This window comes from Kerstersia sp., assembly GCF_052103615.1.
Lineage (GTDB): Bacteria > Pseudomonadota > Gammaproteobacteria > Burkholderiales > Burkholderiaceae_B > Kerstersia.
Genome location: NZ_JBQEKA010000008.1, coordinates 55,196 through 66,824, shown reverse-complemented (window position 1 = coordinate 66,824; position 11,629 = coordinate 55,196). Strand labels below are relative to the sequence as shown.

The 11,629-nt window shown below is 60.6% G+C and carries 9 protein-coding genes; 3 read left to right on the top strand and 6 right to left on the bottom strand.

The window, feature by feature from the left end:
• Positions 1 to 2,467, top strand: a 2,467-nt coding sequence (aceE, locus tag ACTJGZ_RS04040; RefSeq protein WP_441661665.1) for a pyruvate dehydrogenase (acetyl-transferring), homodimeric type, incomplete at its 5' end; no start/stop codon positions are given.
• A gap of 107 nt (positions 2,468 to 2,574) precedes the next feature.
• On the opposite strand, the gene ACTJGZ_RS04035 is transcribed toward aceE, so the two are convergent.
• The 6 genes from ACTJGZ_RS04035 to nrdH all read right to left on the bottom strand — a co-directional run bounded on the left by ACTJGZ_RS04035 (position 2,575) and on the right by nrdH (position 9,490).
• A complete protein-coding gene (locus tag ACTJGZ_RS04035) occupies positions 2,575 to 3,762 on the bottom strand; it encodes a porin (protein WP_441661664.1) in 1,188 nt (395 codons plus the stop codon).
• Positions 3,763 to 4,577: 815 nt separating this feature from the next.
• Positions 4,578 to 5,297: an SDR family NAD(P)-dependent oxidoreductase gene (locus tag ACTJGZ_RS04030; protein WP_441661663.1), complete on the bottom strand. Its 720-nt coding sequence runs from the start codon at positions 5,295 to 5,297 to the stop codon at positions 4,578 to 4,580.
• A 205-nt stretch (positions 5,298 to 5,502) separates the two neighbouring features.
• Positions 5,503 to 6,495 carry a class 1b ribonucleoside-diphosphate reductase subunit beta gene (gene nrdF, locus ACTJGZ_RS04025; RefSeq protein WP_441661662.1) on the bottom strand — a complete coding sequence of 331 codons (993 nt, stop codon included), beginning with the start codon at positions 6,493 to 6,495 and terminating at the stop codon, positions 5,503 to 5,505.
• Positions 6,496 to 6,523: 28 nt separating this feature from the next.
• The gene (gene nrdE, locus ACTJGZ_RS04020) at positions 6,524 to 8,674 is read right to left on the bottom strand and encodes a class 1b ribonucleoside-diphosphate reductase subunit alpha (protein ID WP_441661661.1); all 2,151 of its coding nucleotides are present in this window, start codon (positions 8,672 to 8,674) and stop codon (positions 6,524 to 6,526) included.
• The gene (gene nrdI, locus ACTJGZ_RS04015; protein WP_441661660.1) at positions 8,656 to 9,060 is read right to left on the bottom strand and encodes a class Ib ribonucleoside-diphosphate reductase assembly flavoprotein NrdI; all 405 of its coding nucleotides are present in this window, start codon (positions 9,058 to 9,060) and stop codon (positions 8,656 to 8,658) included. Before nrdI ends, nrdE begins: the two co-directional genes overlap by 19 nt.
• A gap of 208 nt (positions 9,061 to 9,268) precedes the next feature.
• Complete coding sequence (gene nrdH, locus ACTJGZ_RS04010; RefSeq protein ID WP_441661659.1) at positions 9,269 to 9,490, bottom strand: glutaredoxin-like protein NrdH; 222 nt, start codon at positions 9,488 to 9,490, stop codon at positions 9,269 to 9,271.
• Between the two features lie 420 nt (positions 9,491 to 9,910).
• Here nrdH and ACTJGZ_RS04005 point away from each other — a divergent pair, with 420 nt between their 5' ends.
• Together ACTJGZ_RS04005 and ACTJGZ_RS04000 are read left to right on the top strand one after the other, a co-directional pair.
• Entirely contained in the window at positions 9,911 to 10,276 is a 366-nt protein-coding gene (locus ACTJGZ_RS04005; RefSeq protein ID WP_441661658.1) for a hypothetical protein, read from the top strand.
• Positions 10,277 to 10,403: 127 nt separating this feature from the next.
• Positions 10,404 to 11,618: a CynX/NimT family MFS transporter gene (locus ACTJGZ_RS04000; protein WP_441661657.1), complete on the top strand. Its 1,215-nt coding sequence runs from the start codon at positions 10,404 to 10,406 to the stop codon at positions 11,616 to 11,618.
• Positions 11,619 to 11,629 lie beyond the last annotated feature (11 nt).

Below are 11,629 nucleotides of genomic sequence, written 5' to 3'. Positions count from 1 at the left end.
CGCCTATCTCGGTAACCTGGAGATAGAACAGCGCATCAATGCCTATATCCGCTGGAATGCCATGGTGACGGTGCTGCGCGCCGGCAAGCATTCCAACGTCGGCGGCCATATCGCCACCTATCAGTCGGCCGCCGTTCTGTATGACGTCGGCTTCAATCATTTCTTCCGCGGCCGCACCGATACCTTTGGCGGCGACATGGTGTATATCCAGGGGCACTCGGCGCCGGGTATTTATGCGCGCGCCTATCTGGAAGGGCGCATCAGCGCGGCCCAGCTGGACAATTTCCGCCGCGAGGCTGGCCGCGACGGCCTGTCTTCCTATCCGCACCCGCGCCTGATGCCGGATTTCTGGCAGTTCCCCACGGTGTCCATGGGCCTGGGGCCGCTGACCGCGGCCTACCAGGCGCGTTTCATGCGCTATCTGGAATACCGGGGGCTGCTGGAACACCAGGGCCGCAAGGTCTGGGCCTTCCTGGGCGATGGCGAAATGGACCAGCCCGAATCGCTGGCGGCGATAGCGCTGGGCGGCCGCGAGCGGCTGGATAACCTGATCTTTGTCGTCAACTGCAATCTGCAGCGCCTGGATGGCCCGGTGCGCGGCAACAGCAAGGTGATTCAGGAGCTGGAAGCGACCTTCCGGGCAGCGGGCTGGAACGTCATCAAGGTGATCTGGAGCAGCGGCTGGGATGATCTGCTGGCGCGCGACCAGACCGGTTTGCTGCGCCGCCGCATGATGGAGTGCGTCGATGGGGAATACCAGACTTTCAAGTCGCAAAGCGGCGCTTATGTGCGCGAGCATTTCTTCGGCAAGTATCCGGCCTTGCTGGAACTGGTGGCGCATTTGTCAGATGACGACATCTGGGCATTGACGCGCGGCGGCCACGACCCTGAAAAAGTGCATGCGGCCTATGCGCAGGCTGCGCATACCGAGGGGCAGCCTAGCGTCGTGCTGGTCAAAACGGTCAAGGGTTTTGGCATGGGTGAGGCCGGAGAAGGCCAGAACATCAATCACCAATTGAAGAAAATGAGCCAGGACGCGGTGCGGGCCTTCCGAGACCGCTTCGATTTGCCGGTGCCGGACGATCAGCTCGAAGACATGCCCTACCTGCAACTGCCGCCTGACAGCGAGGAGGCCCGCTACTTTGCCCGCCGCCGCGCCGAACTGGGCGGCTATGTGCCGGCCCGCACAGGCGCCGTCGCGCCATTGCCCATTCCGCCATTGAGCACGTTCGCCGCCCAGCTAAAGGATAGCGGCGAGCGCGGCGTGTCCACCACGATGTCCTTTGTGCGGATTCTGACCGCCTTGCTGAAAGACCCGGCGCTGGGCAAGCTGATTATTCCCATCGTGCCGGATGAGTCGCGCACGTTCGGGATGGAAGGCCTGTTCCGCCAGATCGGGATTCACTCATACCTGGGGCAGCTTTACACGCCGCAGGATGCCGGCCAGCTGAGCTACTACAAAGAAGCGAGAGACGGGCAGATCCTGCAGGAGGGGATTAATGAATCCGGCGCGATTGCCTCCTGGATTGCCGCCGGGACGGCTTATAGCAATCATGGTTTGCCGGCCATTCCCTTCTATATTTTTTATTCCATGTTTGGCTTGCAGCGGGTGGGCGATCTGGCCTGGGCGGCAGGCGATGCGCGGACGCGCGGGTTTTTGCTGGGGGCGACATCGGGCCGGACAACGCTGATGGGCGAGGGCTTGCAGCACGATGACGGCCATAGCCATGTCCTGTCTTCGGTGATTCCCAACTGCATTTCCTACGACCCCACGTATGCCTACGAGCTGGCCGTGATCATTCAGGATGGTTTGCGGCGCATGTATGCCGAGCACGAAGATATCTACTACTACATCACGCTGCTCAATGAAAATTACCCCAATCCGGCGCTGCCTGCCGGGGCGGAAGCAGGGATTCTCAAAGGCCTGTACCTGTTGCCGCCCGCCCGCCAGACGGATGGCAGCAGCGCGCTGCGCGTGCAGCTGATGGGCAGTGGCGCGATCTTGCGCGAGGTGCAGGCCGCCGGCGAGCTGCTGGCGAACGACTTCGGCATCGCGAGCGATATCTGGAGCGCGACCAGCCTGACGGAACTGCGCCGGGATGGCATGGCGGCGGAACGCTGGAATATGCTGCACCCCGAAGAGACGCCCAGGGTGCCGTATGTCCGGCAATGCCTGCAAGGGCATGAAGGGCCGCTGGTCGTGGCGACGGACTATATGAAGATAGTGGCGGATCAGATCCGTCCGTATCTTCACGACCGCCGCGTGATTTCATTGGGCACCGATGGTTTTGGCCGTTCCGATACCCGGGAATCGTTGCGCGAGTTTTTTGAAGTGGATAGGCATTTCATTGTGCTGGCGGCCTTGACGGCGCTCGCGGATGAAGGCCGGGTGCCGCGCGGGCAAGTGACGGCGGCGATAGAGCGCTACGCGATCAACGTCCACAAGACAGACCCCGCGCAGGTCTAGCTGCCGCTGCCCGGCCCATAAAAAACTGGCGCAGCGGACGGATGGCCGCTGCGCCAGGGCTTCCCGCCGGCACCAGGGCGGGGGAAAGCCGGTGCCGGCGCCGTTTATCAGAAGCGGTGGTTCAGGCCGATCATGACACCGGTCTGGTTGCTGCCGACGGCAGCACCGCCCCAGGCGGGAACGCCAATGCCGGGCGTTACGCTGACGGCACTGTACTTCTGGTTGCGCATGTGGCCGGTGGTGATGTAGCCCGACGTGCGCTTGGAGAAGTTATAAATGCCGCGCAAATAGAGCGCCGTGGCTTCACCGTTGCCGCGGCGGCGGCTGACGGCCATTTCCGCTTCGGAGTCGGCGTTACTGATCATGCGTACCAGCTGGGTATTGATGACAAAGCGCCCGATCGGGTACGACAGGCCGACAAAGAAGGTATTGGTGGTGAACTTGATTTCACCCGGCGTGGCGTTGGTATCAGGTTTGTGGCGGCGCTGCATCCAGCCGCCGCTCACGGTGATGTCGCCGGTGAAGGTGTAGTAGCCATTGAGGCCAAAACGGTCATCGTGCGCGTGCAGGCTGCCCAGACCCCAGAAGGACTCGGCCGGCCCCCCGGTCACGCGGTCGAACGCGGCGCCAAAGCCATAGTTGGCGGCGTTGTACTTCACATAGACGCCTTTTTCCTTGCAGGAGCCATTGTCATTGGTGGCCGTGCCGCCGCAGGTGGTGCCCGAGGGGCCGCCAGTGGCGTGGTCGCGCCCGAAGCTGTAGGTGCCGCCGAAGGTGAGATTGTCGATCTTGTGGCTATAGCCGATGGCATTGTCGGCACGGGCGTTGGGGATGTAGGGGTCGAAGTTGCCCAGGCCGTGCACGCTGGGGCCCATGACATCGGCCGGCGACATCAGATACAGCGTGGTCGGCGTGTACTGGCGGCCCAGCTGGATGGTGCCATAGGGGCTGCCTATGCCCAGGATGGCCGTGCGCCCGAAGAGCCGGCCAGCCTGGGCGCTATTGCCGTCGCCAGGCGAAAAGCCGCTTTCGAGCTGGAAAAAGGCGCGATAGCCGTCCCCCAGATCTTCCGACCCCTTGAGGCCCCAGCGCGACGGGGCGATGCCGCCAGTGGCGATGGGAAAGCGGGTCAGGCTGGAAGTGCCGGCATCGCTGCCAGCGGGCCCTTGCGGAACCTTGTTGGTCCATTCAATCCCGGTATCAATCATGCCGTAAAGCGTGACTTCCTGTGATTGGGCCGTTCCTGCCAAACATGAGAGAACGCAGGCGGCAGCGAAAGAGTGCTTGGTCTTCATGAACTTCCTTGGTGCTTTGGTGGTTGGTGGAAATTGTTGTTAGGGTTTCTATTTATTTATTTTTATAAATAAATTTATTTTCTTTTCCCAATTATTGATGACGAGTCTATTGGGTTTTGAATTTATTTGAAATGGTTTTGTAACACATAAATCAATCGGTTTTTTAGAGAATTTTTTGTCGTTTTATGGATGGATCACGATGTTTTAAGTGTTTTTCATGATTGAAAAGTGATTCGGTATCGTGTTTGTTTCACCCTTGGAATATATTTTTCCAAATTCTAATTAATTGCTTTTATTAATTAATTATTGCGACGCAATATATTTATTGAGGGAAATGAAAAGCACGGCAGGCACGGTTTATGGCCGCGGCGGCAGGATAGCCGCCGGCGCGGCAGGCAGGGACTGGACAGAGAGAAGGACGCGGGGGCGGCGCGGCGCTGGCGGTGCGGCCAGTACGGGCCTTATGTGCAGAGCAAAAAAATGCCCGCTGCCTTGCCGCTCGCGCTCGCTTGGGCGCGTCTATGACCAGGGCAGGCAGGTAGGGGAGAAAGGAGAGAAAGGGCGAAAGGAAGGGGGAAAGGAAGGGCGAAAGGACTAGCGGGAGACTGGCCTGGGGATGGCTGGCCCAGACTGCGGCGCTGTCGCCTGGGCGCGACAGAGAGTCAGGGCGGGAAGGGAGTCAGGGCAGGGAGGGTGTCAGGGGCGGGAGGACGTCAGGGCAGGACGTCTGGGCCAGGGGCTTCGATAAGCAGGGCCAGGGCGCCGGGCTTGCTGGGGCGCCCGGCCGCTTTCGCGGGTGGGCTGGCATGGCGGGTTTATTGCACCAGCGCGGAACCGAAGACCACGGAGTGCGCCGTGCGCGCGGCGTGGAGTTGCCAGAACTGCTCGGCGATGTCCGCCGGGGCAATCGTTGCAGGGATGGCATGCAGTTCGGTGCTCGCTGAGCCTTGCACAAAGCCGTTTATGACGACTTCCCCCACATACACGCCACGTCGGGCCAGTGTCTGCTTCAACAGGCCGGTGGCCTTGTGTTGCGCGGCCGCCGGGATGGCCAGAATGCCGAAGTCTTGGGCAAAGGCATTCACTTTTTCCCCGTGGAAGGCCGTCACGCCGTTGGTGCTCAGGACAGCGCCTTGCGTGGCTTCAAGGTCGTGTATCGCGGCCTGCACAGCAGCGATATAACTGACGACGCGTAAAGACAGGCCCAATTGCAGATCTTCGACGGAAATGGCAAGCAGGTCGCCATCGACATCGACGAAGGCATTCCAATGCAGCACGCCGATAGGCCCCAGCGCCGAGCGCGCTTCATTAATGACACGCCTGACCTGCGCCACATCGCTGAGGTCGGCAGGGAAAGCGCGCGCCTGGACGCCCTGGGCTTGAAGGGCGGCAACGCCATCAGCCAGCGCTTGCGCCTGACGCGCCACCAGGGCGACCGGATGGCCTGCCTGGCCGAACTTGAGCGCGGTAGCGTGGCCGATGGCAGGCCCGTAGCCGCAAATCACGACGGTGTGCTTCATGGTGTTTCCCTTCATGGTGTCTCCTTTAGGGGATTGAATTCAGATTCCAACTGAAACGTTGGCGTTGATTCTAGTGCCCTTTAGCTGGAGACACAATCGGCCCTTCAGGAAAATGGGAAATCAGCAACCCGGCAGCCGCGCCGCCGCAAGCTGGCGGCGCCGTGGCTGCTCATGCGCCAGGCGGCTGCCGCGCTGTTGCCGGGGGACGTGTGCGTCCCGCTTAGAAGGCCCAGTCTTCGTCTTCGGTATTGACGGCCTTGCCGATGACGTAAGAAGACCCGGAGCCCGAGAAGAAATCGTGGTTCTCGTCCGCGCCGGGCGAGAGCGAGGCCAGAATGGCCGGGTTCACGTTGGTGACGGCTGCCGGGAAGAGGGACTCATAGCCCAGGTTCATCAAGGCTTTATTGGCGTTGTAGTGCAGGAATTTTTTGACATCTTCCGTCCAGCCTACGCCGTCATACAGTTCTTCCGTGTAGCGCACTTCGTTATCGTAGAGCTCGTGCAGCAACTCGAAGGCATAGTCTTTGACCTCCTGCCTGCGCGGCTCGGACACCTGCTCCAGATTGCGCTGGAATTTGTAGCCGATGTAATAGCCGTGAACAGCCTCGTCACGGATGATGAGGCGGATCAGGTCGGCCGTATTGGTCAGCTTGCCGCGGCTGGACCAGTACATGGGCAGATAGAAGCCGGAGTAAAACAGAAAGGATTCCAGAAAAACGCTGGCAACCTTGCGCATCAAGGGGTCATCGGCGCGGTAGCGTTCCAGGATCAGCGCGGCCTTGCGCTGCAGGGATTCATTTTCCTCGCTCCAGCGGTAGGCATCATCGACATCGGGCGTCAGGCACAAGGTCGAGAAAATCGAGCTGTAGGAGCGCGCATGCACGGCTTCCATGAAACTGATATTGGTATAGACCGCTTCTTCGTGCGGTGTGATGGCATCCTGGATCAGCGCGGGCGCGCCCACCGTATTCTGGATGGTGTCGAGCAAGGTCAGCCCGGTAAAGACGCGTATGGTGGTTTGCTGCTCCAGCGGCGTCAGGGTGGCCCAGGCAGGGATGTCGTTGGAAAGCGGCACCTTCTCAGGCAGCCAGAAGTTGCCGGTCAGGCGGTTCCAGACTTCCAGGTCTTTATCGTCTTCGATGCGGTTCCAGTTGATCGCATCGACGCGCTTGAGCCGCTTGGCGGCCAGGGGGCTGGGCGGGTTTGTGCTCATGATGGTTTCCGTGGTCAGGGGCGGCGGCTTACAGCGTGCAGGACACGCAGCCTTCGATGGCCGTGCCCTCCAGCGCCATTTGCCGCAGCCGGATGTAATAGATGGTTTTGATGCCCTTGCGCCAGGCGTGAATCTGCGCCCGGTTGATATCGCGTGTCGTGGCGCTATCGCGGAAGAACAGCGTGAGCGAAAGCCCCTGATCCACGTGCTGGGTCGCGGCCGCGTAGGTATCTATGATTTTCTCGGGCCCGATTTCGTAGGCATCCTGGTAGTACGCCAGGTTGTCGTTGTTCATGTAGGGGGCGGGGTAGTACACGCGGCCTATCTTGCCTTCCTTGCGGATTTCGATCTTGGCCACAATCGGGTGGATGCTTGAGGTCGAGTGGTTGATATAGGAAATCGAACCGGTGGGCGGCACGGCTTGCAGGTTCTGGTTGTAAAGCCCGTGTTCGCGCACGGCGGCCTTCAGGGCGTGCCAGTCTTCCTGGGTGGGGATGGCGATCCCGGCCTGGCGGAACAGTTCGGCCACGCGCGCGGTGGCGGGCTGCCAGGACTGCTGGGTGTATTTGTCGAAGTATTCGCCGCTGGCATATTTGGAATCCTCGAACCCGGCAAAACGTTGCCCGCGTTCGTAGGCCAGCAGGTTGGACGCGCGCAGGGCATGGTAAGTCACCGTGTAAAAGTACATATTGGTGAAATCCACCCCTTCTTCCGAACCGTAAAAAATGCGTTCGCGCGCCAGATAACCGTGCAGATTCATTTGCCCCAGGCCGATAGCATGCGATAGGGCATTGCCATGGGCGATGGAGGGCACGGAGCGGATATCGCTCATATCGGACACGGCGGTCAAGCCGCGCACCGCCACTTCCACTGTCCGGCCAAAGTCGGGCGAATCCATGGTCTTGGCAATATTCAGCGAGCCCAGGTTGCAGGAGATGTCTTTGCCCAGCGCGGTGTAGGACAGATCCGCGTCATAGCTGGCGGGCGCATTGACCTGCAGGATCTCCGAGCACAGATTGCTCATATTGATCCGCCCCTTGACCGGATTGGCGCGATTGACCGTGTCTTCGAACATCAGATACGGATAGCCGGATTCAAATTGAATCTCGGCCAGCGTCAGGAAAAATTCGCGGGCATTGATCTTGCTTTTGCGGATACGCGGGTCGTCCACCATCTCGCGGTATTTTTCGCTCACGCTGATGTCGCCGAAGGGCTTGCCGTAAACTTTTTCGACGTCATAAGGCGAGAACAGATACATATCTTCGTTGTCGCGCGCAAGCTGGAATGTGATGTCGGGAATCACGACGCCCAGCGACAGTGTTTTGATGCGGATTTTTTCGTCGGCATTTTCGCGCTTGGTGTCCAGAAAGCGCAGGATGTCCGGATGGTGCGCATTCAGATAAACAGCGCCCGCGCCCTGGCGCGAGCCTAGCTGATTGGCGTAGGAAAACGCATCTTCCAGCAGCTTCATGATGGGAATGATGCCGGAAGACTGATTTTCAATCTGCTTGATGGGGGCGCCTGCTTCGCGAATATTGCTTAGCAGAAAGGCTACGCCGCCGCCGCGCTTGGAGAGCTGCAGCGCGGAATTGATGGCGCGGCCTATGGATTCCATATTGTCTTCGATGCGCAGCAGGAAGCACGACACCAATTCGCCGCGCTGTTTCTTGCCGGCGTTGAGGAAGGTGGGCGTGGCAGGCTGAAAACGGCCGCTGATGATTTCATCAACCAGCGCCAGCGCCAGGCCCTCATTGCCCTGGGCCAGCGCTAGCGCGACCATGCAGACGCGGTCTTCGTAGCGTTCCAGGTAGCGTTTGCCGTCGAAGGTCTTGAGGGTGTAGCTGGTGTAGTACTTGAAGGCGCCCAAGAAGGTCGGGAACCGGAACTTGCGCGCGTAGGCATCGGTAAACAGCTGATGGATGAAGTCGGGGGAATACTGGCGCAGCACATCGGCTTCGTAGTATTCCTTGTTCACCAGGTAGTCGAGTTTTTCCTGCAGATGATGAAAGAACACGGTGTTCTGGTTCACATGCTGCAGGAAATATTGCCGCGCCGCCATGCGGTCTTTGTCGAACTGGATTTGCCCCTGCTCATCGAACAGATTGAGCATGGCATTGAGTGCGTGGTAATCCAGTTCGGCACTGGCGGCAGCTTTCGGGATCAGGGTTGTCGTTTCCAAAATGCATGGACTCCATGACGGACTTTGAGAACATCTTCTTCCGTGCCCAGCATCTCGAAGCGGTACAGCAGCGGCACTTTGCACTTTTGCGCAATGATGTCGCCGGCCAGGCAATAGGCGGTGCCGAAATTGGTATTGCCGGCCGCGATGACGCCGCGCAGCTGGCGGCGATTGGCTTCGTGGTTCAGGAAGTGGATGACGGCTTTGGGAACGGCGCCGGCGGGATGACCGCCGCCGTAGGTGGGAACAATCAGGATGTACGGTTCAGGCGCCAGCAGAAAGGCTGCGCGCGAGGATTGAGGAATACGATGGGCAGGCAAAGCCAGCTTCTCGACGAAACGCTGGGTATTGCCGGAACTGGTGGAGAAATAAACGATCTGGCCCATGGCGGCGTATTCCGGGTCCTGAAAAACGGGTGGCAAAACCGGCAGAGGAGCGGGCGGTCAGGAAGCAGCGGTCAGGTAACGGCAAGGCAGTGGCCAGACTGCGGGCTGTGCCTGGCTGGCATGTTCTGCCGCTCCGATGGCCGCTAGAACTGCGGCTGACATGACTGATCAGACGCCGGGCGGCTCTGCCTGGCGCTGGCGGAAGAGCTCAGGCCAGCGCGCTGATTTTGTCGGGGCGGAAGCCTGACCAGTGGTCCGCGCCAGCCACCACCACCGGTGCTTGCTGATACCCCAGATCGCGCACGGTTTGCAGCGCATTGGCATCTTCGGTCAGATCAACGACCTGATACGAGATGCCCTGTTTATCCAGCGCGCGGTAAGTGGCGACGCATTGGACGCATGCCGGTTTGCTGTAAACAGTAACGATCATGATTGCTATTCCTAGAAATGGTTGGGAACACGCTGGCATGCGCACGCAAAAGGCAATGCAGGCTGGCGGGTGGCCGTGGGTGATTCAGGTTTGCTGGAAAGGAGAATAGCAAGATACTACTAGATATAGTGTTTCTATTTTTTAAATACCATAAATGTAGTGGTTGTATTTGTGCCGCAATCGCTCGGGAAACCGCGTGAGGACTGGCTGCCGGGTGAGGCTTTGCGGCCGTGCCGATATTGTTACGAAGCGCAAGGCCATGCCGGGCTGCCTGAGGCACTACGCTTCCCGCAGAAGCAGGCCGGCTGCCGTCATGGCGGCGCAGGCCTGGCGGTATTCAAAGCCTGCTGAATCGCGTATTCTCTCGGCAGCGAGCCGGCACGGAATGATGCCGGCCTTTTTCTGATGCGATGCCGTGCCATGTTTTACACCTTTCTGATTTTCCTGATTCTGACCCTCTTGCCCGTGCTGTGCCTGAGTTTGCCTGCCTGGGTGCGGCAGCGGCGCGGTATGGATACCCGCGTCAAGCTGTGGTGGGGTTTGTGCCTCGCAGGCACGGCGCTCTGGGGTTTGGCATTGGTCGTATTTTCGGATAGCTGCCTGTCGTTTGGCGGCGGTCAGAACCTGTGCCAATCACAGCTTGCCCTGCCTGAGTGGTTCCGCATGGCGGCGCTGGCCTATGTGCCGCTGGGCGGCGTGGCGGTGCCGGTACTGTGGTTTATGGTGTTCTATGTGGCGGTGCGCCGCGCGCAGCGCCGCCGGGCCGAGTCCGGCCAGGAAGACTGAGGCATGGCCGGCAGCAGGCGCCCTGGGGGAAGGGCGCCTGCTGCCATCCCGCAGGCGTGGCGCGGCGCCTGTTTTTCGATCTGAACCAATTCAAGACTGTCCCGAGGCAGCACGCAATGGAGCAGGAATGACGGAGACGGAACAACAGACGGCAGCATCGCGCAGCGCGCCGTCATCAGGCAAGCATAGAAACCTGTGGTACGCCGTGCTGGTGATCTTGATTGCCAGCAATCTGCGGCCGGTGTTTCCCAGTCTGGCGGCTTTACTGCCGGAAATCATGGATGCGCTGGACATGTCTGCCGCGCAAGCCAGTTATCTGACCACTTTGCCTGTTATCTGCCTGGGCGTGTTCGCCCCGGCAGCGCCCATCATGGCCAACCGCTATGGGGTAGAGCGCACCATGTATTGGGCCTTGCTGCTGCTGACAGTCGGGTCTGCCTTGCGTTTCGTGGAATCGCCGGGCGTGCTGCTGCTGGCATCCGCCCTGGCGGGCACCGCCATCGCCATTGGCAATGTGCTGCTGCCCGGGCTGGTCAAGCGCGATTTCCCCAAGCAAATGGCCTTGATGACAGGCTTATATACGACTTTCCTGTGCGCGGGTGCGGCCTGTGCGGCGGTCCTGACCGTGCCGCTGGCGCGCGCATCCGAGTGGAACCTGGCATTGGCGGCCTGGGCCTTGCCGGCGGCGCTGGTGGCCCTGTGCTGGGGCATACATCTCAGGCGTCTGCCGGCGCATGAGGCGCCGCCGCGCGCGCCGCAGCGGCCCGCCGCCGTCTGGCGCGATCCGTTGTCATGGCAATTGACCGGATTGATGGGCCTGCAGTCTGCGCTGGCCTATTGCGTGTTCGGCTGGCTCGCGCCCATTTTGCGCAGCCGCGGCATGGATGCCGGCATGGCGGGCGTGATGGTGTCGGTGTCCATTGTTGTGCAGATGGTCGCCTGTCTGCTGGTGCCGCATTTTGTGGTGCGCTGCCGGGATCAGCGCTGGATTGCCAGCGTGCTGGCCTTGTGTGCGGGCGGCGCCTTGCTGGGGCTGCTGTACTTGCCGCTCTCGCTGGCCTGGTGGTGGATGGTCGTGCAGGGCTTGGGGCAGGGGGGCTTGATTGCCCTGGCCATGACTTTCATCGTGTTGCGTTCGGCGGATTCCGCGGTGGCGGGGCGTTTGTCCGGCATGGCGCAGGGCGGCGGCTACATCCTGGCTGCGCTGGGGCCTTTGCTGGTGGGCTTGCTGCTGGAATGGACCGGCAGCTATGCCAGTTCCGGGTGGCTGTTCGGCGGCTTGGCGCTTGGCGTTGCCATCACGGGCTGGGGCGCCGGGCAAGGGCGCGTCGTGCGCGCCTGAGGTGCTGCCGC